Annotated in this window: 24 protein-coding genes; 2 read left to right on the plus strand and 22 right to left on the minus strand. The window is 72.8% G+C overall.

All coding sequences use genetic code 11. From position 1 onward, the window contains the following. Nucleotides 1-259 precede the first annotated feature (259 nt). From nusB to rpsD, 15 genes are all read right to left on the minus strand, one after another. A complete protein-coding gene (gene nusB / locus LZF96_RS05785) occupies nt 260-685 on the minus strand; it encodes a transcription antitermination factor NusB (protein ID WP_233866391.1) in 426 nt (141 codons plus the stop codon). Between the two features lies 1 nt (nt 686). Beyond that, nucleotides 687-1,253 (minus strand): elongation factor P, encoded by a 567-nt coding sequence (gene efp / locus LZF96_RS05790; protein ID WP_233866394.1) that lies wholly within the window; start codon nt 1,251-1,253, stop codon nt 687-689. A 75-nt stretch (nt 1,254-1,328) separates the two neighbouring features. After that, nucleotides 1,329-2,471: an aminopeptidase P family protein gene (locus LZF96_RS05795; RefSeq protein ID WP_233866397.1), complete on the minus strand. Its 1,143-nt coding sequence runs from the start codon at nt 2,469-2,471 to the stop codon at nt 1,329-1,331. Nucleotides 2,472-2,570: 99 nt separating this feature from the next. Beyond that, entirely contained in the window at nt 2,571-3,182 is a 612-nt protein-coding gene (locus tag LZF96_RS05800; protein ID WP_308294153.1) for an AAA family ATPase, read from the minus strand. A 336-nt stretch (nt 3,183-3,518) separates the two neighbouring features. Then, nucleotides 3,519-3,992 (minus strand): type II 3-dehydroquinate dehydratase, encoded by a 474-nt coding sequence (locus LZF96_RS05805; RefSeq protein WP_233866400.1) that lies wholly within the window; start codon nt 3,990-3,992, stop codon nt 3,519-3,521. Continuing rightward, the gene (gene aroB, locus LZF96_RS05810; RefSeq protein WP_233866403.1) at nt 3,989-5,095 is read right to left on the minus strand and encodes a 3-dehydroquinate synthase; all 1,107 of its coding nucleotides are present in this window, start codon (nt 5,093-5,095) and stop codon (nt 3,989-3,991) included. The genes LZF96_RS05805 and aroB overlap by 4 nt, the downstream gene beginning before the upstream one ends. After that, nucleotides 5,092-5,637 (minus strand): shikimate kinase, encoded by a 546-nt coding sequence (locus LZF96_RS05815; protein WP_233866406.1) that lies wholly within the window; start codon nt 5,635-5,637, stop codon nt 5,092-5,094. The genes aroB and LZF96_RS05815 overlap by 4 nt, the downstream gene beginning before the upstream one ends. After that, complete coding sequence (aroC, locus tag LZF96_RS05820; protein ID WP_233866409.1) at nt 5,634-6,869, minus strand: chorismate synthase; 1,236 nt, start codon at nt 6,867-6,869, stop codon at nt 5,634-5,636. The genes LZF96_RS05815 and aroC overlap by 4 nt, the downstream gene beginning before the upstream one ends. A 270-nt stretch (nt 6,870-7,139) precedes the next feature. Beyond that, nucleotides 7,140-8,030 carry a shikimate dehydrogenase gene (locus tag LZF96_RS05825; protein WP_233866412.1) on the minus strand — a complete coding sequence of 297 codons (891 nt, stop codon included), beginning with the start codon at nt 8,028-8,030 and terminating at the stop codon, nt 7,140-7,142. Beyond that, complete coding sequence (gene mltG, locus LZF96_RS05830) at nt 8,008-9,963, minus strand: endolytic transglycosylase MltG (RefSeq protein ID WP_233866415.1); 1,956 nt, start codon at nt 9,961-9,963, stop codon at nt 8,008-8,010. Before mltG ends, LZF96_RS05825 begins: the two co-directional genes overlap by 23 nt. Before the next feature lie 126 nt (nt 9,964-10,089). Continuing rightward, the gene (gene ruvX / locus LZF96_RS05835) at nt 10,090-10,566 is read right to left on the minus strand and encodes a Holliday junction resolvase RuvX (protein WP_233866418.1); all 477 of its coding nucleotides are present in this window, start codon (nt 10,564-10,566) and stop codon (nt 10,090-10,092) included. Further along, entirely contained in the window at nt 10,566-13,232 is a 2,667-nt protein-coding gene (gene alaS, locus LZF96_RS05840) for an alanine--tRNA ligase (protein ID WP_233866420.1), read from the minus strand. The genes ruvX and alaS overlap by 1 nt, the downstream gene beginning before the upstream one ends. Beyond that, nucleotides 13,232-13,627 (minus strand): DUF6167 family protein, encoded by a 396-nt coding sequence (locus LZF96_RS05845; protein WP_233866422.1) that lies wholly within the window; start codon nt 13,625-13,627, stop codon nt 13,232-13,234. The genes alaS and LZF96_RS05845 overlap by 1 nt, the downstream gene beginning before the upstream one ends. A 22-nt stretch (nt 13,628-13,649) precedes the next feature. Next, nucleotides 13,650-14,078, minus strand: a complete 429-nt coding sequence (locus LZF96_RS05850) for a DUF948 domain-containing protein (protein WP_233866424.1) — start codon at nt 14,076-14,078, stop codon at nt 13,650-13,652. A gap of 355 nt (nt 14,079-14,433) precedes the next feature. Further along, nucleotides 14,434-15,045, minus strand: coding sequence for a 30S ribosomal protein S4 (rpsD, locus tag LZF96_RS05855; RefSeq protein WP_233866436.1), 612 nt, complete (start codon nt 15,043-15,045; stop codon nt 14,434-14,436). Nucleotides 15,046-15,191: 146 nt separating this feature from the next. Between rpsD and LZF96_RS05860 the strand changes: the two genes are divergently transcribed. Continuing rightward, nucleotides 15,192-15,953: a DUF2470 domain-containing protein gene (locus tag LZF96_RS05860; RefSeq protein ID WP_267940514.1), complete on the plus strand. Its 762-nt coding sequence runs from the start codon at nt 15,192-15,194 to the stop codon at nt 15,951-15,953. A gap of 116 nt (nt 15,954-16,069) precedes the next feature. Here the strand turns inward: LZF96_RS05860 and LZF96_RS05865 are convergent, their stop codons facing one another. From LZF96_RS05865 to LZF96_RS05880, 4 genes are all read right to left on the minus strand, one after another. Beyond that, nucleotides 16,070-17,548, minus strand: a complete 1,479-nt coding sequence (locus LZF96_RS05865) for a replication-associated recombination protein A (RefSeq protein WP_233866441.1) — start codon at nt 17,546-17,548, stop codon at nt 16,070-16,072. Nucleotides 17,549-17,634: 86 nt separating this feature from the next. Beyond that, complete coding sequence (locus LZF96_RS05870) at nt 17,635-18,294, minus strand: vitamin K epoxide reductase family protein (protein WP_233866444.1); 660 nt, start codon at nt 18,292-18,294, stop codon at nt 17,635-17,637. Nucleotides 18,295-18,471: 177 nt separating this feature from the next. Next, on the minus strand, nt 18,472-19,770 hold the full coding sequence (gene hisS / locus LZF96_RS05875; RefSeq protein WP_233866447.1) for a histidine--tRNA ligase: 1,299 nt from the start codon (nt 19,768-19,770) through the stop codon (nt 18,472-18,474). A 120-nt stretch (nt 19,771-19,890) separates the two neighbouring features. Next, on the minus strand, nt 19,891-20,601 hold the full coding sequence (locus LZF96_RS05880) for an MBL fold metallo-hydrolase (RefSeq protein WP_233866450.1): 711 nt from the start codon (nt 20,599-20,601) through the stop codon (nt 19,891-19,893). Between the two features lie 551 nt (nt 20,602-21,152). Here LZF96_RS05880 and LZF96_RS05885 point away from each other — a divergent pair. Next, the gene (locus LZF96_RS05885; protein ID WP_233866453.1) at nt 21,153-22,382 is read left to right on the plus strand and encodes a DUF349 domain-containing protein; all 1,230 of its coding nucleotides are present in this window, start codon (nt 21,153-21,155) and stop codon (nt 22,380-22,382) included. A gap of 45 nt (nt 22,383-22,427) precedes the next feature. Here the strand turns inward: LZF96_RS05885 and LZF96_RS05890 are convergent, their stop codons facing one another. The 3 genes from LZF96_RS05890 to secF all read right to left on the minus strand — a co-directional run bounded on the left by LZF96_RS05890 (nt 22,428) and on the right by secF (nt 26,952). Further along, nucleotides 22,428-24,929 (minus strand): bifunctional (p)ppGpp synthetase/guanosine-3',5'-bis(diphosphate) 3'-pyrophosphohydrolase, encoded by a 2,502-nt coding sequence (locus LZF96_RS05890; RefSeq protein WP_267940515.1) that lies wholly within the window; start codon nt 24,927-24,929, stop codon nt 22,428-22,430. Between the two features lie 218 nt (nt 24,930-25,147). After that, entirely contained in the window at nt 25,148-25,726 is a 579-nt protein-coding gene (locus tag LZF96_RS05895; protein WP_233866456.1) for an adenine phosphoribosyltransferase, read from the minus strand. Continuing rightward, entirely contained in the window at nt 25,723-26,952 is a 1,230-nt protein-coding gene (gene secF / locus LZF96_RS05900) for a protein translocase subunit SecF (protein ID WP_233866459.1), read from the minus strand. Before secF ends, LZF96_RS05895 begins: the two co-directional genes overlap by 4 nt.

Here is a 26,952-nt window from a genome sequence, read left to right on the forward strand (position 1 = left end):
GGGGCGGTCACGGCCGTGACGGGTCACCGCGCCCGGGCCGGGATCGGTCGGCCCCGGGTCACCGTTCCCCTTCACGACCCTCCACCGCGGTCCGTCGTCCGCGTCCGGTCCCCGCGCCGGGGATCCCTCCCCGGAAAAGGCGGGGAACACCTCCGGTACCGGTGACGGGCCCGACGGCCGACCCCGGACGGCGAAGGGCCCCGACGGACACCGGATGTCCGGTGTTCGTCGGGGCCCTCGTCACCCGGGTGGGCGGGGCTCAGCGGGAGAGGCCCGGCTTGAGTTCCTTGATCTTGCCGAGCAGTCCGTTGACGAAGCCCGGGGAGTCGTCGGTGGAGAACTCCCGGGCCAGGCGCACCGCCTCGTCCAGAACCACCGCGTCCGGGGTCTCGTCCTCCCAGATCAGCTCGTAGGCGCTCATCCGCAGCAGGCTGCGGTCCACCACCGGCATCCGGTCCAGGGGCCAGCCCACCGCGTGACGGGCGATCAACCCGTCGATGGTGCCGGCGTGTTCGGCGTACCCCTCGACCAACCGCATGGTGTACTCCGAGACCGGCGGCTGCCGGGTGTCGCTGTGCGAGTGCCGGATCCAGTCGGCGAGCACCGTGGTGGGCCGCACGTCCCGCTGATCGGCCTCGAAGAGGATCTGGAGGGCGCGCTTGCGGGCGGTGTTGCGTGCCGCCACGTCAGCTGCTCACGCGGCCGAGGTACTCCCCGGAGCGGGTGTCCACCTTGATCTTCTCACCGGTGGTGATGAACAGCGGGACACCGATCTCGTAACCGGTCTCCAGGCGGGCCGGCTTGGTCCCACCGGTGGACCGGTCGCCCTGCACACCCGGCTCGGTGTACTCGATGGTCAACTCGACCGCCGCGGGCAGCTCGATGAAGAGCGGGTTCTCCTCGTAAATCGCCACCGTGCAGTCCTGGCCCTCGAGGAGGTAGTTGGCCACGGTGCCCACGGTCTCGGGGTTGATGTACAGCTGGTCGTAGGTCTCCATGTCCATGAAGACGAAGTCCGAGCCGTCCTTGTAGGAGAACTGCATGCCCCGCCGGTCGACGGTGGCGGTGTCCACCTTGGTCCCGGCATTGAAGGTCTTGTCCACCACCTTGCCGGAAAGCACGTTCTTCAGCTTGGTGCGGACGAAGGCGCCGCCCTTGCCTGGCTTGACGTGCTGGAACTCGACTACGGACCACAGCTGGCCCCCGTCGAGCTTGAGCACCATGCCGTTCTTGAGGTCGTTCGTGGTGGCCACGGTCGCGGAATCTCCTGAGACTGCTGCTTCGGATGAACCGAGGGCCGCACCCGCCCGTACGCCCCGGTTCGGGGACTACAGGGCGAGGAGCTCCTTGGTCGTGATGGTGAGTAGCTCCGGTCCGCCGTCCGCCTCGGGGCGGACGACGAGTGTGTCGTCGATCCGGACACCGCCCCGACCCGGGATATGCACCCCCGGCTCGACGGTGACCGGAACACAAGGGCCCAGTCTACCCATGGCCGCGGGGGAGAGCCGTGGGTCCTCCCCGATTTCCAGCCCCACGCCGTGACCGGTCGAGGTTCCCGGAGCCGGGCCGTGCCCCGCCGCCTCCAACACCGAACGGGCCGCCCGATCGACCTCGCGGCACTCGGCGCCCGGTCGCAGCGCCTCCCGTCCGGCGCGTTGGGCCGCGAAGACCAACTCGTGCAACTCGATCTGCCAGTCGTCCGGGCGACCGCCGATGACGAAGGTACGGGCGATCTGGCAACCGTAGCCCCGGTGACGGGCGCCCAGCCGCACGGTGAGGAAATCCCCCTCCTCCACCCGCCGATCGGTGGGACGGTGGTCCGGTAGCCCGGAGTGCGGCCCGGTGCCGACGGAGGTGGGCAGGGCCGGGGCCTCGGCCCCGTGGTCGACCAGCCGCCGCTCCAACTCCAGCGCCAGGTGACGCTCGGTGCGACCGACCAGGATGGACTCCAGCAGTTCGCCCAGCGCCCGATCGGTGATCTCCGCCGCGGTCCGCAGGGCCTCCAGTTCCCCCTCGTCCTTCACCAACCGTCGGTGTTCCACCGCGCAGCCCAGATCCACCAGGGGCGGCCCGCCGAGGGCCGCGGCCAGCGCGCGGTGACGGGTGACCGTCAGATGGTGCTCCTCCACCGCCAGCGTCCCCGCGCCCCGGGCCCGGACCAGCCGGGCGATCTCGAGCAGCGGCTCGGGGTGGGTGACGCGCGGCAACCCGGGGTCGGGGCCCGCGGGGGGCCCACCCGGCTGCCGCGCGGCGTCGGGGGCCGGGCCGGGCGGGAGGACGAGCAGATCCTCCCCCGCGTCCCCGGCGGGGCCCGGCGGCAGCAGCAGGGCGGCCCCGGCGGGGCGGAGACCGGTCAGATAATGGATGTTGGCCGGATGGGTGACCAGCACCGCGGTCCCGGACTCCGTCCCGGCCGCCGCCCGGATCCCGGCCCGTCGGCGGGCGTGTGCCTGTGGAGTGCCGCGTGACATGCGGCGAGCCTACGCAGCACGGGAGCCGACGGCTCCCCGGACGCGTCCGGGCGGGTTCCGGACCGGTTCCGGGGCCCGGGGCGGGCACCGCCGGGCCCGTCACCAGGTCGGGGGGTGGGCCAGGGCCCCGGCCACCGCCTCGTCGATCATGCGTGCGGTGGTGGGGATGTCCAGCCGGGAGTTGTCGATGACGGGAAGCCCCGAACCGTACCAACCGGCCATGCGGCCGTGGATGACCGCCACCTCCTCGTCGGCCAGGCGCCGGGTGCCGCCGCGGGCCGCGTTGCGCTCCAGGACCGTCTCCAGGCCGGGCAACAGCACCACCGGTATGAGCCCGGGGCCCACGTGCCGCTTCCAGCCGCCCAGACCGACGGCGGGACGGTCGGGGAACACCGCGTCGTCGAGGATGCAGGAGATTCCGTTGGCGAGGAAGTTGCGAGCGGCGAAACCACAGGTGCGACGGGCCAGCCGGTACTGGGCCTCGGAGCGGTCGTCCCAGCCGGCCCGGGGGTCGGCGAAGCCCGAGCGCACCCATTCGCGCACGTCGTCCAGGCTGATGTGGGCGGTCGGGGCGGTGCGCCGGTCGGCCCAGTGCCGGGCCACAGTGGTCTTGCCCGCCCCGGCCGGGCCGATGAGCAGGACCGCGACGGCGGTACCGGCCGGACCCGGCGGGGCCGGGACCGGGGCGGGTACCGCCGGGGGCAGCGGCAAGTGACCGGTGACCGGGGGCTCGGCGGCCCGGGGGGCCGGGCCGGTCGGGGCGAAAGGGGGTCCCGGGACCCCTCCGGGGTGATGCATCCGCTGTCGCTCCGTGGTGTCGCGTTCGGGACCGGCGGGCGATCCGGCCCCTCGGGTATCGGGATGGGTGGGGCGTGTCGGGACGACCGACGGGCAGGGCCCGGTCGGGTGCCGGCGGGCCGGCGCCGGGGGCCGCCGTCGACGCCCTCCCGGGAGGGACGTTCGGGGCACCCCCGGGGTTCCCGCTTCGTCCGGCCGATCCGCCGGAACGGGGACCGGGCTCCCCGACCGGCGGCCGATCCCCCGGCTTCAGGCCCGGTCCGCCGCCCGGGGTCGCGTGTCCTCCTCGGCGAGGGCGCGCAGGGCCAGCAGGTAGGAGTTCACGCCGAAGCCGGCGATGGTGCCCGAGGCCACCGCGCCCACCACCGAGGTGTGGCGGAAGGACTCGCGGGCGTGGGGGTTGGAGATGTGCACCTCGATCAGCGGGGCGGTGCGCTGGGCCGCGGCGTCCCGCATCCCGTAGGAGTAGTGGGTGAAGGCTCCGGGGTTGAGGACCACGGGCAGCCGGCCATCGGCCGCCTCGTGGAGCCAACGGATCATCTCCCCTTCGTCGTTGGTCTCCCGCACCTCGACCGCCAGCCCGAGGTCGGCGCCCAGCGCGGTGCAGCGCTCCACCAGCCCGGCGTAGGAGACCGCGCCGTAGACGTCCGGTTCCCGGGAGCCGAGGCGTCCGAGGTTGGGGCCGTTGAGGATCAGCACCCGGCGTTCGGCGGCGGCGCTCACGCGGCGATCTCCGCGTGCGCGGCCAGCAGCAGGGCGGGGTCGGGCGCCTCCATCACCGTGGGGCGGGCCAGGCCCTCCAGGACGATGAAGCGCAGTCGGTCCCCGCGCGACTTCTTGTCCACCCGCATCGTCTCCAGCAGGCGGGGCCACTGGTCGCCACGGTAGGTCAGAGGCAGGCCCAGCAGCTCGAGCACCCGGCGGTGCCGGTCGGCGGTGGCGTCGTCGAGCCGACCGGCGATGCGGGCCAGCTCGGCGGCGAAGACCAGACCGACGGAGACCGCGGCCCCGTGCCGCCACCGGTAGCGTTCGTTCTTCTCGATGGCGTGGGCCAGGGTGTGACCGTAGTTGAGGATCTCCCGGCGACCGGACTCGCGCAGATCGCCGGCGACCACGTCGGCCTTGACCCGGATCGAGCGCTCGATGAGTTCCACGGTGTGCGGGCCGGCCGGGGTGCGGGCGCCGGCGGGGTCCTCCTCGATCAGGTCGAGGATGGTGGGGTCGGCGATGAAGCCGGCCTTGACCACCTCGGCCAGTCCGGCGACGTACTCGTGGCCGGGCAGCGAGTCCAGCGCCGCCAGGTCGCACAACACCCCGGCCGGGGGGTGGAAGGCCCCGACGAGGTTCTTGCCCTCGGCGGTGTTGATGCCGGTCTTGCCCCCGATCGCGGCGTCGACCATGCCCAGGACCGTGGTGGGGACCGCCACCCAGCGCACCCCGCGCAGCCAGGTCGCCGCGACGAAGCCCGTCAGGTCGGTGGTGGCCCCGCCGCCCACGCCGATGATCGCGTCGCTGCGGGTGAATCCGCTCTGCCCCAGCACCGACCAGCAGTAGGCGGCGACCTCCACGTTCTTGGCGTCCTCGGCGTTGGGTACCTGGATCGCGACGGCCTCCATCCCCTGCCCGGCGAGGTCGGCGCGGATCGCCTGCCCGGTCTCGTCCAACGCCTCGGGGTGCAGGATGGCCACCCGGCGGACCCCGGGGCCCAGGAGGTCGGGCAGCTCGCCCAGGAGCCGGTGGCCGATCAGGACGTCGTAGGGGGCGGTGCCGGCGCTTCCGGCGACGGTCAGTCGGATGGGGGCGGCCGGCGGCTGGTCGGCGGTCATGCGCGGGTGGGCTCCAATGCGTCGAGAACGGCGTCGGCGACCTGTTCGGGGGTGCGGTCGTCGGTGGTGACGACCGCCCGGGCCACCTCGGTGTACAGCGGCCGGCGGTGCTCCATCAGGGTGCGCCACTGCTGTCGTGGGTTGACCGCCAGCAGGGGGCGCGCGGTGTCCAGGCCCACCCGCCGCACGGCGTCGGCCAGGGCCACGTCGAGGAAGACCACGGGCCCGCCGGTCAGCAGCCGGCGGGTGGATTCGCGCAGCACCGCGCCGCCACCCAGGGCGAGGACCCCGGTGTGCTCGCGGACGGCCTCCTCCACGGCCGCGACCTCCACCTCGCGGAAGTGGTCCTCCCCGTGCTCGACGAAGATGTCCGCGACGCTCTTGCCGGCCCGCTCGGCGATGTCGGCGTCGGTGTCGCGCAGCGCGACCCCCAGCCGCTCGGCGAGCAGGGACCCCACGGTGGTCTTCCCGGCCCCCGGAGGGCCGACCAGGATGACCAGCGGCCCGACATCCGATCGGCCGGGACGGTCGGCGGCGCTCACCGGATCGCCAGGGCGTCGAGGTAGCCGCGCAGGTTGCGACGGGTCTCCACGACGTTGTCGCCGCCGAACTTCTCCATCACCGCGTCGGCCAGCACCAGTGCCACCATGGCCTCGGCGACGATCCCGGCGGCCGGCACCGCGCACACGTCCGAGCGCTGGTGGTGGGCCCGGGCCGGCTCACCGGTGGCCACGTCCACCGTGGCCAGGGCGCGCGGCACGGTGGCGATGGGCTTCATCGCCGCCCGCACCCGCAACAGCTCACCGGTGGACAGGCCGCCCTCGGTGCCGCCCGAGCGTCCCGACGCCCGGCGGATGCCCGGCCCCCGCCCGCCGGCACCCGAAGCGGGGTCGCTTCCCGTCGCCGCGTCCGGTGCGCCGGGGAGGATCTCGTCGTGCGCCTCGGAACCGGGCACCCGGGCCAGGTCGAAGCCGTCCCCGACCTCCACTCCCTTGATCGCCTGGATGCCCATCAGCGCCCCGGCCAGCCGCGCGTCCAGGCGGCGGTCCCAGTGCACGTGGGATCCCAGACCCACCGGCACCCCGTACGCCAGCACCTCGACCACCCCACCGAGGGTGTCGCCGTCCTTGTGGGCGCGGTCGATCTCCGCGACCATCGCCTCGCTCGCCTCCGGGTCCGCGCAGCGGACCGGGTCGGCGTCCAGTCGCGCGGTGTCGTCGGGGCCGGGCAGCACCCCCTTCGGGGCACGGGCGGCACCCAACTCCACCACGTGGCTCACGATCCCGATGCCCGCGACCTCGCTCAGCAGCGAACGGGCCACCGTACCCAGCGCCACCCGGGCCGCGGTCTCCCGCGCGGAGGCGCGCTCCAGGATCGGCCGGGCCTCCTCGAAGCCGTACTTCTGCATCCCCGCCAGGTCCGCGTGACCGGGACGGGGACGGGTCAACGGCGCGTTGCGACCCAGCTCGGCGAGGATCCCCGGATCCACCGGGTCGGCCGCCATCACCTGCTCCCACTTGGGCCACTCGGTGTTGCCGACCATGACCGCCACCGGGGAGCCCAGGCTCAGCCCGTGACGCACCCCACCGAGGAAGGTCACCTCGTCGCGCTCGAACTTCATCCGGGCACCACGCCCGTAGCCCAGTCGCCTCCGGGCCAGCGCGTCCGCCACCGCGTCCGTGGTGATCGGGATCCCGGCGGGCAGCCCCTCCAGGGTCGCCACCAGGGCGGGTCCGTGCGACTCACCGGCCGTCAGCCAGCGCAACCTGCTCAACGGTGCTCCTCGATTGTCCTCGACGATGCGATCGGCGCGGTCGGGACGGCCCCGCGGGCCCACGGGGGCCCGCGGCCGGGGTCTCTCGACGCGGCCGGCGGCCGGCGGGGGCGTCCGGCGCCCCTCCGGCGGCGTCGCCGATCCTCCCACGAATCGGGGGGGCGCCGCTCCCGGTCCAGGGTACGGACGCGGTCACGGGCGGGGACGCTCCCGGTCCACCGGAGCCCGGGCTCCGCCATCGGTCCAGGCGGTCCGGGCCCGGGGGCGGCGTCAGGCCCGGACGACCGGGCCCGAGGGGGGCCCGAGCGACCCTCCGTCGCCCCGCGCCGCCAGGGCGCGCTCCCCCGCCTCCCGCATGGCGGCGAGCGGTCCCGGGACGCGACCGGTCATCAACTCGACCTGGAGCACCGCCTGGTGGACCAGCAGGTCCAGCCCGCCGAGGACCGTTCCGCCCCGACGGTCCCAGGCCGCTGCCAGCCGGGTCGGCCAGGGTTCGTAGAGCACGTCGAAGAGGGTGCCCGGGGCCGCGGGCACCACGTCGGCGAGGGCGTCGCAGGCACCGGCCGGGGTGGTGGAGACCACCAGCGGCAGGTGCAGGGAGTCGGCGGCCCGTTCCCAGGGCTCGGGACGCACCCTCACACCCAGCCGCTCGCCGAGCGCGAGCATCTCGGCGACACGATGGGCACCGCGCACGTGCGCCACCACCTCACCCTCGCAGATCGAGGCCAGTGCGGCGAGGGTGGAGGCGGCGGTGGCCCCGCCCCCCAGGACGGCCGCGGTCGGCACCCGATGGACGCCGCGTTCGGCGAGGGCCGCGACCAGGCCGGGTACGTCGGTGTTCTCGCCGATCCGGCCGGCGTCGGGGTCGAACACCAGGGTGTTGACCGCCTCCACCGCCACGGCGCTCTCCCCCACCCGGTCCAGCAACGGGATGACCGCTCGCTTGAGCGGCATGGTGAGGGAGAGGCCCGCCCACTCCCGTCCCAGACCGGCGACGAAACCGGGGAGCGCCGTCTCGTCCACCTCGAACCGGTCGTAGCTCCAGCCGGTCAGACCGAGGGCCGCGTGGGCCGCCCGGTGGAGTTCCGGCGACAGGGAGTGGGTGATCGGGCAGCCCAGCACCGCGGCCCGACGGTGCTCAACCGATGCCCTGGCGCTCATTGAACTCCTTCCTCAACTCCTCGTGCTCGTCCAGCGTGCGGGTGAAGGTGGTCTTCTCCCCGTCGATGGAGATGAAGAACATCCACCCCTCGTCGGTCGGGTCGAGACTGGCCTCGATGGCGACCTCACCCGGATTGCCGATCGGGCCCGGCGGCAGACCGGTGTGGACGTAGGTGTTGTACGGATCCCGGTTGGAGTGGATCTCCCGCTCGGTGATGCGGATCTCGCTCTGCCCCATCAGGTAGTTGTACGTGGAGTCGAATTCCAGTTTCCGGTTGGTGACGTCGTTGTCCGGCTCGAGCCGGTTGTAGACGACCTCGGCCATCTGCTGGAAGTCGTCGTAGGTGATGCCCTCGGCCTGCACCAGGCTGGCGACGCTGAGCACCTGCAGGGGGGACTCCAGCCCCAGTCCGGCCGCGGCGTCCTCGATGCCGTAGCCCTCGTAGACGGTCACCGCCCGTTCCACCATCCGGGCCAACACGTCCTCCGGGTCCATGCCCTCGGCCACGTCGTACCGGGCGGGGAAGAGGAAGCCCTCCAGCGGGTCCTTGATGTCGGGGTGGCTGTCGGCCCATTCGGGCAGGTCGAAGTCGCCGAGGGCGGCGGCCTCCCGCGTGGTGCCCTCGGGCACCCCGAGCCGCTCGTCGATGGCCTGGTAGATCTGTTCCGCACGCATCCCCTCGGGGATGGTGAGGACGTTGAGGGCCGAGGGGTCGGTGAGCGCGTTCACCGCGGAGGCGGCGGACATCTCCAGACGCAGGCTGTAGACACCGGCCTGGATGTTGCTCTCACCGGCGGCGGAGATGAAGGCACCGACACTCTTGACCACGCCGGCGTCCTTGAGGATGTTGCCCATCTGCGCGATCGAGGAACCCGGCGGGATCTCCACCTGCACCGATTCGGTGCCCTCCCCGGCGAAGTCCTCGGGGGCGGCGAACCGGCTGTTGTAGAACTGGTATCCCTGGTGCACGGCGATGCCCAGACCACCGGTGACCAGCACCAGGGCGGCCAGGCACCCGCAGCCGGCACGCCGCTTGGGGCGGCCGCCGCGGCCGGTGCGCTTCCGCGGGTCGTCCCGGTCGTCGAAGTCCCCCGGGCCCGGGGCCTCGGCGGCCTCCGGATCGTCGAGACCGTCGGAACGGCGGGAACCACGGGAACCACCGGGGACGTCCCGGTCGTCGAGGGGGTCCGCCTGCTCCCGACCGCCACGGCGCCGTACGGTACGGCGGGAGGCGGGGGCCTCGTCGTGGCCGAAGCCGCTGGTGAAGAAGTCGTGTTCCCCCTGGTCCGGCCCGGGGTCCCAGCCGGTCTCGGGGTCCGCCCCCGGGGGGTTGGCCGTGCCGCGGGCGTTGCCCTCCGCACGGCCCCCGGGCGCCCCGGACGGGGGATACCCGTCCTGCGCGGGAGGGTTCCCGGCTCCGGGGGCACCGCCCCAGCTGTCGGGGCCCTGCGGGGCCGCGGACCGCGCTTCCCCGTACCAACCGCCGTCCTGGCCCTGGCCCTGCTGCGGATAGCCGTACCCCCCATTGGGGTCGTACCAGCCGTCACCGCCACCGTGCTGCGGACTCTGCGGGGCCGCGGACTGCGCCTCCCCGTACCAACCGCCGTCCTGGCCCTGGCCCTGCTGCGGATAGCCGTACCCCCCATTGGGGTCGTACCAGCCGTCACCGCCACCGTGCTGCGGACTCTGCGGGGCCGCGGACTGCGCCTCCCCGTACCAACCGCCGTCCTGGCCCTGGCCCTGCTGCGGATAGCCGTACCCCCCGTCGGGGTCACCGGACCACTGCTGTTGCCCGTCGGGGGGGTGGCCGTGTCCGGCGGGGGCCCGGCCATCGGGGGCGGCACCGGGGTCACCACCCCGGGGCACGTCCCCGTAGAGCGGGTCCGCGGGGTGCCACGGTTCGGAGCCGGAGCCCCGGCCATACTCAGTCATCGATCCCCTTGTGACGCCGGGCGGCAGCCGGCCCCGGGATCCGGACCCCGGGGGCCGAACATCCCTTCGACCGACCGGGAATGTTCGAATGGCTGCGGTGTCCTGCGGAACGTTACCGTACCGCGATCAGACAACCACTTCGACGCACTGCCCCGGAGGACCACCCGTGGAGCGTTCGATCTCCAGTGCGTGCTGCAGGATCTCCACCGCTGCCGCCTGATCGATCCGTGAACGTCCCCGCCGGGCATTCACCCCGGCGGACCTCATCCGTTCGGCGGCGGTCACCGTCGTCATGCGTTCATCCACCAACCGCACCGGCACCGGTACGGGCGCCGCGGCCAGTTCGCCCGCCAGCCGCCCGGCGAACTCCCGGGTCCGCCGGGCGGCGGGGCCCTCCGCCCCGCTGAGCGAACGCGGGAGCCCCACCACCACCTCCACCGGGTCGTACTCCGCCACCAGGGCGAGGAGCCGGCGCCGGGCCGCCGGGACGTCACGGCCGGGCACGGTCTCCACCGGGGTCGCCAGCACCCCGTCGGGGTCGCAGGAGGCGACCCCGATCCGGGCCTCGCCGACATCGATCGCCAACCGGCGGCCGCGGCGCATCAGGACCGCCCGGCCACGAGCCGCTCGACGGCCTCCACCGCCTCGTCGACGGCGGCCGGGTTCTGGCCGCCACCCTGCGCGACATCGGGCTTGCCGCCCCCGCCGCCGCCCAGGGCCTTGGCCGCGGCCCGCACCAGGTCGCCGGCGCGCAGTCCGCGTTCGCGGGCGCCCTCGTTGGTGGCGATCACGGTCAGCGGCCGGTCCTTGACCACGGTGAACAGGGCGACCACCGCCGGGCGCGAGGCCGGGATGCGGCCCCGCACGTCCAGCACCAGACGACGCAGGTCCTCGGCGGTGGTGCCGTCGGGCACCCGGGCCGTCACCACCGCTACGCCCTCCACCTCCCGCGCGCCCTCGGCCAGCCCGGCGGCCGCCCGCAGGACCTTCTCGGCGCGGAAGCGGTCGATCTCCTTCTCCGCGTCCCGCAGCCGGCCCAGCATCCCGGAGACCTTCTCCGGCAGTTCCTCGGGACGCCCCTTGAGCAACTCGGTGAGCTGCGAGACGACCGTGTGCTCGCGGGCCAGGTAGCGGTAGGCGTCGGTGCCCACCAGCGCCTCCACCCGGCGCACGCCGGAGCCGATGGAGGACTCCCCCAACAGCTTCACCAGGCCCAGCTGGGCGGTGTTGTGCACGTGGGTGCCACCGCACAGTTCCTTGGAGAAGTCGCCGATGGTGACCACCCGGACCCGCTCCCCGTACTTCTCCCCGAACTCCGCGATGGCGCCCTGCCGTCGGGCGTCGTCCAGGCTCATGATCTCGGCGGTGACGTCGAGTTCGCGCCCCAGCACCTCGTTGATCCGCTGCTCCACGTCGTTGAGCACGGTGGAGGGCACCGCGGCGGGCGAGCCGAAGTCGAACCGGAACCGCCCCGGGGCGTTCTCCGACCCCGCCTGCGCGGCGGTCGGGCCCAGTGCGTCGCGCAGCGCCTGGTGGGTGAGGTGGGTGGCGCTGTGCGCGCGGGCGATGGAACGTCGTCGGGCCACGTCGATCGCGCAGTGCGCGGCGGCTCCCACGGTCACCTCGCCGACCTGGACGACGCCCTTGTGCACGGTGACGCCGGGCACCGGCTGCTGCACGTCGCGGACCTCGACCACCGCACCGGAGTCCAGCCGGATCCGGCCGGTGTCGGCGAGCTGACCGCCGCCCTCGGCGTAGAAGGGCGTGCGGTCCAGGACGACCTCGACCGCGTCGCCCTCGTGCGCGGCCGGCGAGGAGGCCCCGCCCACCAGCAGACCGACGACCGTGGCCTCCCCGTCGGTGCGGGTGTAGCCGGTGAACTCGGTGGTCCCGGACGCGTCCGCGATGCCCCGGTAGGCGGACATGTCCGCGTGACCGGTCTTCTTGGCCCGCGCGTCGGCCTTGGCCCGCTCCCGCTGCTCGGTCATCAACCGACGGAAGCCGGCCTCGTCCACGCTCAGGCCCTGCTCGGCGGCCATCTCCAGGGTGAGGTCGATCGGGAAGCCCCAGGTGTCGTGGAGCAGGAACGCCTTCTCCCCGGGGAGTACCCGACCACCGGCGTCCCGGGTCTCGGAGACCGCGGTGTCCAGGATGTTGGTGCCCGCCCGCAGCGTCTTGAGGAAGGCCGCCTCCTCTGCGAGCGCGACGGTCTCGATCCGACCGCGGTCGGTGATCAGCTCCGGGTACTGGCGCCCCATCGTGGTGATGACCACGTCCACCAACTCCCCGGCCACCGGGTCCGTGGCGCCGAGGATGCGCAGGTTGCGGATGGCCCGGCGCATGATGCGGCGCAGCACGTAGCCGCGGCCCTCGTTGCCCGGGGTGACACCGTCGCCGATGAGCATCACCGCGGTGCGCATATGGTCGGCGATCACCCGCAGCGAGACGTCGCTGCGCTCGTCGGCGCCGTACCGCACACCGGTCAGTTCGCCGGCGCGGTCGATGAGCACCCGCAGGGTGTCGGTCTCGTACATGTTGCGCACGCCCTGCAGGATCATCGCCAGGCGTTCGAGGCCGAGGCCGGTGTCGATGTTCTTGCTGGGCAGCTCGCCGAGGAGGGGGTAGTCCTTCCCCTCGCCCGGACCGCGCTCGTACTGCATGAAGACCAGGTTCCAGATCTCCACGTAACGCTCGTCGTTGACGGCCGGGCCGCCCTCCGGGCCGAAGTCGGGCCCCCGGTCGTAGTTGATCTCCGAGCAGGGACCGCAGGGGCCGGGGACGCCCATGTCCCAGTAGTTGTCCTTCTTGCCCAACCGCTGGATGCGCTCGGCGGGTACACCGACCTTCTCCCGCCAAATGGTCTCCGCCTCGTCGTCGTCCTCGTAGACCGTGATCCACAACCGCTCGGGGTCCAGGCCGTAACCCCCCTGCGGCACCGAGGCGGTGAGCAACTCCCAGGCGAGGGTGATGGCCCCCTCCTTGAAGTAGTCGCCGAAGGAGAAGTTGCCGCACATCTGGAAGAACGTGCCGTGCCGGGTGGTCCTGCCCACCTCCTCGATGTCCGGGGTGCGGACGCACTTCTGCACGCTGGTGACACGTGGCGCGGGCGGGGCCGCCTCACCGAGGAAATAGGGCTTGAAGGGCACCATCCCGGCGGGGATCAGCAGCAGGGTCGGGTCGTCCGCGATGAGCGATGCCGAGGGCACGGGGGTGTGTCCGCGCTCCTCGAAGAAGCTCAGCCATCGGCGGCGGATTTCGGCCGACTCCATCAGTGGTCCTCTTTTCCGGTCGGGTGGTTGGTCTGGTTCCGAAGAGGGCCCGGGGTGGGCAGGGCCCGTCCCGGAACGGTCCTCCCGGGGAAGGACGGTCCGGGGAGGGCACCGGGCGGGAGCCCCGCGCCGAGGGCACGGACCCGGCGGGCGTCCCCGCCGTCGGGGTCGTCGGTCAGGCCCAGCGCCTCGCCGAGTTCGCGCTCGCGTCGGGCCATGCCCTCGCGGACGTCCCCGGCGAAGGTCCGGGCCCGGCGGCCGGCGAGGGCCGCGCGGTCCAGGGCGCGGGCGGCCAGCGCGTCGGGCTCCAGGGCCCGCAGGGCGCGGTGCACCCGGGTGGTGGCCCAGATGCCGGTCGCGGCGCCCGCGGTGAACCAGAAGGTACGGCGGAACATCTCGGTCCTCTCTCGGCGGCCGTCAGCCGCGTCGGGAGCGGCGCGCCGCCCGTCGGGCGGCGGGCACGGTGCGGGGCGGGGTCACCGCCGCGGGGTCCTCAACGGCTCGGCGCCGGGCCAGCGCGCGACGTACCCCGTAGCCGAAGGCGGCGACCTTCACCAGGGGCCCTCCGAAGGTCGAGGAGACGGTGGTGGAGAGCGCGGAGGCGTTGGCGGTGACCTCGCGGATGTCTCCCGCGATGGCGTCCACCCGGTCCAACTGGCTCTGCGCGGAGCGCACGGTGTCGGTGGCCTCGCCCAACAGGGGGACCGCCCGTTCGGTCAGGTCCTCCACCAGTCGGGTGGCCGCCCGCAGTGCGACGGCGAGCCGGGTCAGCACGACGGCGAGGAAGGACACCAGAATGGCCCAGAAGACCGCCACCAGAAGGCCGGCCACCTCTCCACCGGACACGTTCCCACCGTTTCTCTCGGCTTTCCCGGCTTCTCCCGGCTTCCTCCACCCGTTCGGGACGGGCTCCCGGGACGGGCTCCCGGGGCACCCGGGTCGGGCGGACCGACCGGCCGTGCCGGCGCGCCGCTCGAATCCCCGGGCCGGGCTCCCGAGCCTATCGCGCCGGGGCCCACGGACCGCACCGATTGTCGGGCGCGGCGTCCGCCCGCGCCCCGAAGTCTACGGGTCACGGGGGCGCCGGGGCCCGGCGTGCCGCGCCGGGAACGCGACCGGCCCCACCGGACGGCCTCTCGGTCCGTCCGGCGGGGCCGGTACACCCGCCCGTTCCCGTCGTCACGGGGACGACGGGAGGGGATCAGCGGGCGTAGTACTCGACGACCATCTGCTCGTCGCAGATGACCGGGATCTCCTTGCGCAGCGGGTCGCGGTCGAGGCGGAACGCCAGCGCCTGCAGGTTGACCTGCAGGTAGCGCGGGGTCTCACCGTCACCGGCCCAGCCACCCTCACGGGCGACCTGGAAGGGGGTCTTCTCGCGGCTGCGCTCGCGGACCCGCACCACGTCGTCCGGACGGACGATGTAGGAGGGCCTGTCCACCTTCCGGCCGTTGACCTCGATGTGGCCGTGGACCACCATCTGGCGGGACTGGTAGATGGTGCGGGCCAGGCCGGCCCGCAGGACGAGCGCGTCCAGACGGCGCTCGAGCTCGACGATGAGTGCCTCACCCGTCTTGCCGTCGACCTTCCGAGCGCGGTCGTAGGCACGGGCCAGCTGTCGCTCGCTGATGTCGTACTGCGCGCGCAGACGCTGCTTCTCGAGCAGACGGACCTTGTAGTCACTGGTCTGCTTGCGACCCCGACCGTGGACACCCGGCGGGTAGGGGCGCTTCTCGAAGTACTTGACCGCCTTGGGGGTCAGGGCCACGCCGAGCGCCCGCGACTTCTTGACCTTGGGACGCGACTGGTTCACGTGGGAGGAACCTCCGTGTAACTTAGGTTAGCCTTACCTTATCTCAGGGAGTGCACATGTCTCGTACCGGGAGCCCCAAGACGGGTCAGCCGCGCCCCACGGCGGACGACGCCCAGCGACCTTCGGCCGCGGAGCGCGTGCGCACGATGACCGATTCAAGCGCATCGGCCAGGCTCGTCATCCCGGGACCTGCCTCCGACGAAGGAGGGCACAGCCGTTCCGAGATTCGTGCCGTGGACACCGACGGTACCGTATTCCTCCTGGTGGAGGTGAATTCGCCCGCCGCCTCGGCGGTCACGGACCGGGTGCACCACGCGCCCACCTGCGTGATGGAAATCACAGACGTGGCGCCCGTCGCCGTCCCCCACAGGATCCGCGGACGCGGCTGGGTGGCGGGTTGGTTGCGCGTTCCCTCCCCTGAGCAGGCCGTTCGCGCGGAGCGACTGACCGCCGGCCCGCGCCCGTTCCCCTCCCCCGGTGATGCCGGGGGACCCACGACGCTCGTGCTGGAGGTCGGCGAGGCGTACACCGATGACCTGTGGGGAGCCGAACACGTGACCGCGGAGGAGTTCTCCGCGGCCCGTACCGACCCGCTGGCACGCCACGAGGCGGAACTGTTGCAGCACCTCGCGGCCGCGCACCGGGAGCACCTGCACGGCCTGTGCCGACTGCTGGACCCGGCGACCGCCGACCGGGCCGCCCGGGGACGGGTCGCCCCGCTCGCCCTGGACCGCTTCGGGCTGCGGGTGCGTTTCTGGGACGGGGAGCGCCCCGGTGGGGGACCGACCGGCTTCGACGCCCGGTTCGACTTCCCGCGTCCCGTGCGGGACACCACCGAACTGCGCTGCGCGATGCACCGACTCTTCGACACCGTCCGGGGTACGACGACGGATCGGGGCTCCCACTGACGGCCCGACTCCCGTCGGGCCACGGCTCCACGGGCCCGGGAACCGGGAGAACCGCCGGGCTCCCCCGGAGCCCGGCGGTTCTCCGGAGCCGGGGAGAGGCGCGGCCGCCCGCGGGCTCAGCCCTCCCCGCCCCCATCCGTCGTACGGTCGTCCCCCCCACCGGGGTGGCCGGTCACGCCCTCGACCGGCTCCGCGCCTCCCCCGGACACCGCCGGCGCCTCCGTCCCCCCGCTCCGGGCGGTCGGCCCGTCCCCCGCCAGTCGGGCCCGTACCCGCTCGGAGACCTCCGCGTAGCGGGCCTCCGCCCCGTGCCGACCGGGCCGGTAGTAGCGTCGCCCCCGCGCCGCGTCGGGCGCGTACTGCTGGGCGGCGATACCGCCGGGCAGGTCGTGCGGGTAGACGTACGCGGCGCCGTGCCCCAGGGATCGCGCGCCCGCGTAATGGCTGTCCCGCAGGTGCGCCGGGACCGGCCCGGTGCGCCCGGCCCGGACGTCCCCGAGCGCCTCGTCGATCGCCACCACGGCACTGTTGGACTTCGGGGCCAGGGCCAACGCCAGAACCGCCTGGGAGAGGATGATCCGGGCCTCCGGGAAACCGATCATCGCGACCGCCTGCGCGGCCGCCACCGCGGTGGACAGGGCCTGCGGCTCGGCCAGGCCGATGTCCTCGCTCGCGGCGATCATCAGGCGCCGGGCGATGAACCGGGGGTCCTCCCCCGCGTCGACCATGCGCGCCAGCCAGTGCAGGGCCGCGTCGGCGTCCGAGCCCCGGATCGACTTGATCAGGGCGCTGGCCACGTCGTAGTGCTGGTCGCCGTCCCGGTCGTAGGCCACCGCGGCCCGGTCCACCGTCCGTTCCAGGACGGCCGGCGTGATCTCCGTGCCGCTCTCCTCCAGGGTGGCGCCGGCGGCGGCCTCCAGGGCCGTGAGGGCCCTGCGGGCATCCCCTCCGGCCAACCTCAGCAGCTGCCGCTCGGTCTCCTCCGGAAGGGTCACCGTGCCGTTCAGGCCGCGTTCCCCGGCCACCGCCCGTCGTACCAGCTCCCGCAGGTCCTCCTCGGTCAACGGCTCGAGGGTGAGCAGCAGGGAACGGGAGAGCAGCGGTGTGATCACCGAGAAATGCGGGTTCTCGGTGGTCGCGGCGATCAGGGTGATCCAGCGGTTCTCCACCGCCGGCAGCAGGGAGTCCTGCTGCGCCTTGCTGAAGCGGTGGATCTCGTCCAGGAAGAGCACGGTCTCGCGGCCGTGCGTGCCCACCGCGCGACGGGCCCCCTCGATGACCGCCCGCACCTCCCGCACGCCCGCGCTGATCGCCGACAATTCGGTGAAGCGACGATCGGTGGCGTTGCTGACGATCGAGGCGAGGGTCGTCTTCCCGGTGCCGGGAGGCCCCCACAGGATGACCGAGGCGGGCCCGGCAGGTCCGCCGGCCCGGCCCGCCACCAGGCGTCGCAGCGGGGAACCGGGACGCAGCAGGTGCCGCTGCCCGGCGACCTCGTCGAGGGTTCGGGGGCGCATCCGGACCGCCAGCGGCACGGAGGAGGGATCCTTCTCCCGCCGTTCCTCGGCGGCGGCGGTGAACAGGTCGGCTTCCACCCCACGACCCTATCCACCGCATCCACCGGGGCCGGACGAACCCCGATGGTTCGTCCGGCCCCGGTGGATGCGGTGGATCGTGGCGCTCAGCCGATCCAGTAGTCCCACCAGCGGGTGAGGACGAGCATCCCGATGACGCCGATGTGCAGCGCCGGCGGGACCCAGTGGAACTCCATCAGGCCGCGCCGCAGCCCTTCGGGGGCGGGCAGCATCCGGTGCCGCAGGTTGTGCACGGTGGTGTACCAGAACATGACGATGGTGGCGATCCAGGCCAGGGAGCACCACAGACACAGGGCGCCGATGACGTACAGCGACTGGTACATCAGCCAGGTGCAGAAGGCCACGCCGAAGAGCGTGCCGGCCTGCAGGCCCATCCAGTACCAGCGGCGATAGCGGGCCCCGGCCAGCAGCCCCGTGCCGATGGCGATGACCACGCCGTAGGCGACCATGCCCAGCATCGGGTTGGGGAAGCCGAAGACCTCCGCCTGCCGGCTCTCCATGATGTTGCCGCAGGAGAGCACCGGGTTGATGCTGCACGCCGGCACGAAGTCCGGGTCCTCCAGGAGGCTGAACTTGTCGAGCGTGATCACCCAGGCGGCCAGCAGGCCGAGGAAACCGGTGATCACCAGCAGCAGGGAGAAGGGCCGACCGGCTCCCACCCCCGCGGGATCGGGTGAAGCGGGCTCGGTTCCGTGATCGGCTCCGGATGCGGGAGGTGCGTTGTCCGGAGGCGCTGTCGTCGTCATGTTCTCCGATGTCCTCGGTTCCCTCGATGAGATGGGACAGCCCTCACCGCCGCACCCGCGCGGCGTTCCGTCCCACCGCGTCACACCCTGCGACGCGGCACCACGACCCCGACCGGCGGGGCATCACCCCGTCCGCCGCCCCCTCGGATCCCACTCACCTCATTGTGCCCCGGGCCCTCACCTTTCCGTCCCGGACGAAGACATCGGAGCGGTCGTTTCCAGCCGCCGGACGATCTCCGCCGCCACCTTGTCCAGTGCGACCGCTTCCTGCTCCCCGGTGGTCAGGTCCTTGAGCTGGACCGCCCCCTCGGCCAGGTCCCGCTCACCGGCGATCACCGCCCAGCGCGCCCCGGATCGCCCCGCGGACTTCATCGCGTTCTTCAAACCCTTGCCCCCGTAGGCCAGATCGGCCGCCACCCCGGACCGCCGCAGGTCCGTGACCAGCCCGAACAGCGTGCCGGCGGCCTCCTCGCCGAGCGGTACCGCGTAGACGTCGGTCGCGGCCGGGCGGTCGGTCGCCACGTTCTCGGCCCGGAGCGCGAGGACCGTGCGGTCCACGCCCAGCGCCCAACCGACCGAGGGCAGCGCGGGGCCGCCGATCATCTCCGACAGCCCGTCGTACCGTCCACCGCCACCGATCGCGGCCTGCGCGCCCAGCCCCTCGTGCACGAATTCGAAGGTGGTCCTCGTGTAATAGTCGAGACCGCGCACCAGCGCGGGATCGTCCTCGTAGACCACGCCGGCCGTGTCCAGCAGGTCGCGGACCCGGGCGTGGTAACCGCGGCAGGCGTCGCACAGGTGATCCCGCAGCAGGGGCGCGTCGGCGAGCTGCGCCCGGACGGCGGGACGCTTGTCGTCCAGGACCCGCAGCGGGTTGATCTCCCCCCGCCGCCGGGTCTCCTCGTCCAGATCCAGGCCGCGCAGGAACTCCTGGAGACGCTCCCGGTAGACGGGCCGGCAGGCGCGGTCGCCCAGCGAGTTGAGCAGCAGCCGAACCTCCCGCAGGCCCAGGGCGCGATGGGCGTCCACGGCCAACACGATCAGCTCGGCGTCCAGGGCCGGGTCCTCGGCCCCGATCGCCTCCGCGCCGATCTGTGAGAAGTGTCGGTAACGGCCCTTCTGGGGGCGCTCGTAGCGGTAGTAGGAACCGGAGTACCACAGTTTGACCGGCAGGTTGCCGGTACGGTGCAGGTTGGCCTCCAGGGCCGCGCGCAACACCGACGCCGTGCCCTCGGGGCGCAGCGCCAGGCGGCTGCCGCCCTTGGTGGTGAGGGTGTACATCTCCTTGGTGACGATGTCCGTGGACTCGCCCACACCGCGGGCGAAGAGTTCCACGTCCTCGAAACCGGGGGTCTCGGCGTAGCCGTAGCCGGCCCGGCGCAGCGGTGCCGACAGGGCCTCGCGGACGGCCAGGAACTCCTCGGAGTCCGGCGGCAGCAGGTCGTAGGTGCCCTTGGGGGCCTTGAAGGTACTCACAGGGGATCCGGATTCCGCTCTCGACGCGCCGGCGGAGCCGCACGGCGCGGGGTCAGATGGTCATCGGGGACGGCACGCGCGGCGCGGTTCCCGGGAACGACGGGGGTACGACCCGCCGGGTCACGGGAGGCGGCGTGACGGGGCGGGGGCCCCGGCGGCACCCCCGGCCAGGGGTCCGAGGTAGGGGTTGCCGACCCGCTCGCGGCCGATGGTGGTCTGCGGCCCGTGGCCGGAGAGCACCACCGTCTCGTCGGCCAGCGGCAGGCACACACGGGCGAGGGAGTCCATCATCTCGTCGTGGTCGCCGCCGGGAAGGTCGGTGCGTCCGATGGAGCCGGCGAACAACAGGTCGCCCGAGAAGAACACCGGCGGCAACTCCGGCCCCTCGGGCATCCGGTAGGTCACCGACCCCTTGGTATGGCCCGGGGCGTGGGCGACCGAGAACTCCATGCCGGCCAGCTCCAGCACTCCGCCGTCGGTCAGCTCGCGCAGGTCGTCGGGCTCCCCCACCGTCAGCTCCCCCATCAGGGGGGCACCGATCGCGCGGCCCAGCGCCTTCTCCGGGTCGGAGAGCATGTACCGGTCCCGCGGGTGGATCCAGGCGGGCACGTCGTGGGCGCCGCAGACCGGTACGACCGAGGCGACGTGGTCGATGTGTCCGTGGGTGAGGATCACCGCGACCGGCTTGAGGCGGTGTCGGGCGACGGTTTCCGCGACGCCTTCGGCGGCCCGGTGACCCGGGTCGATGATCACGCATTCCTCACCGGGTCCGGGGGCCACCAGGTAGCAGTTGGTGCCCCAGGCCCCCGCGGGGAATCCGGCAACGAGCACGGGTGTCACCTTCTCTATCGATTTCCATCGAGCCTCGACGGGCGCGGCGCCCCGATCGCGGACGCGCCGGGGACGCCCTGCGCCCGAAAGCCTACAGGGGGCCGCCCGGGAGGGTCGAACACCTCGCCGCCCGTCCACCGGGCCACCGGGCCGGGCCGTCCGATCGGTTCTCCCCGCCGGGAACGGGACCGGAAGGGGGCACCGGCCACGGCACGGCGGAGGACGACACCGGGCGGATCGACACCGCCCCGCGCCTCCCGGGCACCCCCGAACGCGCGACGGGGCGGCGAGGTGGACAATTTCGGTGCCGCGAGGTGCGGACAGCCGGGCGGCGCGTCGCCTATGTTTGCGGGGTGCGGGCCGCTCCGGCTGCGGCCCGACCGGGAGTCGGGGCCCGAGGGATCCGAGGGACCCGGGAGGACTCCCGGCCGCACACCGGACGCGCCCGTCGGATCCCCGTATCCCCGCGGCGTGCCGGCCGAACGCCGGATGGACACTGTGGACGACACCACGGGATCGGATCCCGGCGGTGTCATGGTGGAGGAGGCGCTGTGAGCAGCGACCCGTGGGGCCGCGTCGACGAGACGGGCACCGTGTACGTGCGGACTGCCGACGGGGAGAAGGTCGCCGGCTCCTGGCAGGCGGGCTCGCCCGATGAGGCCCTCGCCTACTTCGAGCGGAAGTACGAGGGAATCGTGGTGGAGATCGGACTGCTGGAGCGCCGGGTGCGCACCACCGATCTCGCGACCAAGGACGCGCTGGCGGCCATCGCCCACCTCCGGCAACAGGTGGACGAGGCCCACGCCGTGGGCGACCTCGACGCGTTGTCGAAGCGACTGGACCGGCTGACCGCGACGGTGGACGAGCGCCGCGAGGAGCGGAAGGTCGCGCGCAACCGGCAACTCGAGGAGGCCCGGAAGGCCAAGGAGAACCTGGTCGCCGAGGCCGAGGAGCTGGCGGCCGGTGACCAGTGGCGGGCCACCGGGGAGCGTTTGCGTGCCCTGGTGGACACCTGGAAGGGCCTTCCCCGGCTGGACCGGAAGACCGACGACGAGCTGTGGCACCGCTTCTCCCACGCCCGCTCGGCCTTCTCCAAGCGACGCAAGGCGCACTTCGCCGCGCTGGACTCGCAGCGCGAGGAGACCCGGCGTCGCAAGGAGAAGCTGATCTCCGAGGCCGAGGCCCTGTCCTCCTCCACCGACTGGGGTCCCACCGCGGCCCGCTACCGCGAACTGATGCGGGAGTGGAAGGCCGCCGGTCGCGCCCAGCGGGACGCGGAGGAGGACCTGTGGACCCGGTTCCGGGCCGCCCAGGACGCCTTCTTCGCGGCCCGGGGCGAGGTGTTCGCCGAGCGCGACACCGAGTACCGGGAGAACCTGGCGAAGAAGGAGGAGCTGGCCCTGGAGGCCGAGAAACTGCTGCCGATCGGCGACGTGAGGACGGCGCGGGCCGCGTTGCGATCCATCGGTGAGCGCTGGGAGGCCATCGGACACGTCCCCCGGGAGTCCCGGGCCGCGATCGAGGGCCGGATCCAGACCGTGGAGCGGGCGGTGCAGGAGGCCGAGGAGACCGAGTGGCGCCGCACCAACCCCGAGGCACGGGCCCGTGCGGCGGGGCTGACCGGTCAGCTCCAGGACGCCGTGGACCGGCTGGAGCGCCAGATCGCGACCGCCCGGGAGGCCGGCAACACCGCCAAGGCGCAGAAGCTGGAGCGGGAGCTGGAGGGACGCCGGGCGCTCCTGGAGCAGGCGTTGAAGGGGCTGCGCGAGTTCGGCGGCTGATCCGCGCCGGTCGCGCCACACGACCGGGCCGGGGCCGGTTCCGGATCAGGTCCGCTGCTGCTCCGGGCGCCGGGTGGAGGTCACCCGGTAGACGTCGTAGACGCCCTCCACCCCCCGCACGGCCTTCAGTACGTGACCCAGGTGCTTGGCGTCCCCCATCTCGAAGGTGAAGCGGGAGATCGCCACCCGGTCCCGGGAGGTCTGCACGGCGGCGGACAGGATGTTGACGTGCTGGTCGGAGAGCACCCGGGTGACGTCCGAGAGCAGCCGGGAGCGATCCAGCGCCTCGACCTGGATGGCGACCAGGAACACCGAGGACTGCGTCGGCGCCCACTCGACCTCGAGGATCCGCTCCGGCTCGCGGGAGAGGGAGTCGACGTTCACGCAGTTCGCGCGGTGGACGGAGACCCCGCTGCCACGGGTGACGAAGCCGATGATCGGATCACCGGGGACCGGGGTACAGCAGCGGGCCAGTTTGACCCACACGTCGTCCACACCCTTGACCACCACGCCCGGGTCCGCGCTGCTGCGCCGCTTGGTCCGGCTGGGCACCGGTGGCGACGCCTCGGCCACGTCCTCCCCGGCCGCCTCCTCGCCACCGACCGCCTGCACCAGCTTCTGGACCACGCTCTGGGCCGAGACGTGTCCCTCCCCGATCGCCGCGTACAGCGAGGAGATGTCGGGGTAGCGCATCTCGTGGGCGAGGGTGACCAGCGAATCGCCGGTGAGGATGTGCTGGATCGGCAGGTTCTGTTTGCGCATGGCCCGCACGATGGCGTCCTTGCCCTGTTCGATGGCCTCCTCGCGGCGCTCCTTGGAGAACCAGCCGCGGATCTTGTTGCGGGCCCGGGGGGACTTCACGAAGCCCAGCCAGTCCCGGGAGGGGCCCGCGCCCGGCGCCTTGGAGGTGAAGACCTCGATCGTGTCGCCGTGGTCCAGGGTGGACTCCAGCGGCACCAACCGACCGTTGACCTTGGCGCCTATCGTGCGGTGACCGACCTCGGTGTGCACCGCGTACGCGAAGTCCACCGGGGTGGAGCCGGTCGGCAGCGCGATGACATCGCCCTTGGGCGTGAAGACGAAGACCTCGTGCCGGGAGAGGTCGAACCGCAGCGACTCCAGGAACTCGCCCGGATCCTCGGTCTCCTTCTGCCAGTCCAGCAACTGCCGCAGCCAGGCCATGTCGTTGACCGCCTCGCCCCGGTCCCCCTTGGTCGGCGGGGCGTCGGTGCGCACCTTGGAGACACCGGCGACGGCCTGCTGCTTGTACTTCCAGTGGGCGGCGATGCCGTACTCCGCCCGACGGTGCATGTCGAAGGTGCGGATCTGGAGTTCGACCGGCTTGCCACCGGGCCCGATGACCGTCGTGTGCAACGACTGGTACATGTTGAACTTCGGCATCGCGATGTAGTCCTTGAAGCGCCCGGGCACCGGGTTCCAGCGCGCGTGGACCGTCCCCAGCGCCGCGTAGCAGTCGCGGACACTGTCCACCAGGAGGCGGATGCCGACCAGGTCGTAGATCTCCGCGAAGTCGCGGCCCCGCACGATCATCTTCTGGTACACGCTGTAGTAGTGCTTGGGGCGGCCGTTGACCGAAGCTTTGATCCGGGCGCCGCGCAGGTCGGCCTGCACCTCGGCGATGACCGTCTCGAGGTACTCGTCCCGCTTCGGGGCCCGCTCGGCGACCAGCCGGACGATCTCGTCGTACATCTTCGGGTAGAGGATGGCGAAGGCCAGGTCCTCCAGCTCCCACTTGATCGTGTTCATGCCCAACCGGTGGGCCAGCGGGGCGTAGATCTCCAACGTCTCGCGCGCCTTCTGCTCCTGCTTCTCCCGCTTCAGGAAGCGCATGGTGCGCATGTTGTGCAACCGGTCGGCCAGTTTGATGACCAGCACCCGCGGGTCGCGGGCCATGGCGACGACCATCTTGCGGACCGTCTCGGCCTGCGCGGCCTCGCCGAACTTGACCTTGTCCAGCTTGGTGACGCCGTCCACCAGGAGCGCGACCTGGTCCCCGAAGTCCCGGCGCAACGCCTCCAGACCGTACTCGGTGTCCTCCACCGTGTCGTGCAGCAGTCCCGCCATCAGGGTGGCCGAGTCCATGCCCAACTCGGCCAGGATGGTCGTGACCGCCAGCGGGTGGGTGATGTACGGGTCACCGCTGCGACGCTTCTGACCCCGGTGCCAGCGCTCCGCGACCTGGTAGGCGCGCTCCAACTTGCGCAGGGAGGCGGTGTCCGCCTTGGGGTCGTTGGCCCGGACCACCCGCAGCAGGGGCTCCAGGACCGGGTTGTAGGGGTTGGAACGCTGCACGCCCAGCCGGGCCAGTCGGGCCCGCACCCGGTTGGAGGACCCCGAGCGCCCGGAGACCCCCGAGACGGCCGGGGCCCCCGGGGCGGGGGACGGGGGGGCCTCGGGCCCGTCGGCCCGCCCGCCCTTCTTCGCCGGTGCCTTCGAGGACGCCTTCGTCGGGGCGGGGGCCTGCGACCGGGGGGCCTCACGGGGGTGGCGCCCGGCGGGGGGGCTCGGCTGGATCTGGTCTGGCAAGAGCGCTCCCGGAAGACGTTCGGAATGCCATGGTAGCGACCGGACCCCGGGCGCTCCCCCGGAAGGACCCGTCGGGAGACCGCACGACGCCCCGAACACGGGGATCCCGGTGTCCGGACCCTCCGGGAAAAGAGGGGCCGAACACCGGGATCGGGTGTCGTTCACGGCATCGGACGAGGCGGCCGGGGGGGGTGAACCCACCGCGCGCCCGAAACGCCTCAGATGGAGAGCAGAACCTCCAGCGGGGCGGACCCCAGGGCGGGGTCCAGTCGTTCGCGTCCGGCCAGGAAGCCCAGCTCCATCAGGACCGCCAGACCGGCGATCTCGGCACCGGTGCGACGGATCAGTCGCAGCGACGCCTCGGCGGTCCCGCCGGTGGCGAGCACGTCGTCGATCACCAGGACGCGGTCCGAGGGACCGAGATCCTCCGCGTGCAGCTCGATCTCGGCGGTGCCGTACTCCAGCTCGTAGCTCTGGCCCAGGGTGGCGCCGGGCAACTTGCCCGCCTTGCGGACCGGTATGAACCCGATCCCCGCCCGGACCGCCGCCGGGGCGGCGAGGATGAACCCGCGCGCCTCCAGCCCGGCGACCTTGGTGGCGCCGTACCGCCGGCAGATCGCCGCCAGGGTGTCGGTCACCACCGCCAGGGCGGCCGGATCGGCCAGCAGCGGGGTGATGTCCTTGAAGACCACGCCCGGCTTCGGGTGATCGGGGACGTCCCGGATCCGATCCAGCAACAACCGGCGCTGCGCCTCGGTGACCGGGGCGAACGGGGTACCGCCCGTCGTCCCGCTCACCGCCGCTTCCCCGAGGGACGGCCGCGACCGCGGGAGCGGGAGACCGGCTGGCGGCGCTCGACGGTGACGTAGTCGGCGTCACCGGCCGCACTGCTTCCCCCGCCGTCCCCCCGACCGGGTCCGGGGACACCGGCCGCGGCCGCCGGGTCCCCGGCACCGTCCTCGTCCCACTCGGCGGTGTCGGTGTCCCGCTGGGCGTCAGCGGCCTCATCGCCCTCCATCCGGCCGTGCGCGGCCGGGGAGGGGGCGGCGATGCCGCGCTCGGCCCGCTTGTCCAGGATCCGCCGGTTGTGCGCGGCGATCTCCGGGTCGCGGAGGCGGAAGTCCACCACCAGCGGGGTGGCGATGAAGATGGAGGAGAAGGTACCCGCGGCCAGGCCCACGAACAGCGGCAGGGCGATGTCCTTGAGCATCCCGCCCGCCAGCAGGCCGGTACCGATGAACAGCAGGCCGGCCACCGGCAACAGCGCGGTCACCGAGGTGTTGATCGAGCGGACCACCACGGAGTTGACGCCCTGATTGGCCAACTCCCCGTAGGTGTACCGGCTCTGTTTCTGGACGATGCGGGTCTTCTCCTGAACCTTGTCGAAGACCACCACCGTGTCGTAGAGCGAATAGCCCAGGATGGTGAGGAGGCCGACGACCGAGCCGGGGGTGACCTCGAAGCCGACCAGCGCGTAGACGCCGACCGTGACCACGAGGTCGAAGGCCATCGCGACGAGCGCCGCCAGGGACATCCGCCATTCGAACGCGAAGGCCAGATAGATCGTCACCAGCACAAGGAAGACGATCATTCCCTGGAACGCCTTGCTGGTCATCTGTTGACCCCAACTGGGACCGACCAGTTCGGCGTCGATCTCCGTGGCCTCCAGGCCCACCTCGTCGGCGATCGCGGCACGGGTGGCGTCGGACTCGTCGGTGTCCAGGCCGGTGACCTGGATCCGCAGCGCGCCGCTGCCCAGTTCCTGCACCCGGGCGTCGTTGCCGGACGCCTCCTCCGCGACCCGACGACCCTCGTCGGTGGACAACTCCGCGCTCGCCGGGACGGTGAAGACCGCCCCGCCCTGGAACTCCACGCCCAGGAACAGGCCGCGGACGCCCAGACCGGTGAGCGAGACGATCACCAGGAGGATCGAGACGGCGTACCAGAACTTCCGCCGGCCCACGAAGTCGTAGGCGGTCTCGCCTCGGTAGATCCTGGCACCGAGAGTGGAGAGGCTCGCCAT

It is taken from the genome of Streptomyces sp. ST2-7A (genome assembly GCF_021390475.1).
GTDB lineage: Bacteria > Actinomycetota > Actinomycetes > Streptomycetales > Streptomycetaceae > Streptomyces.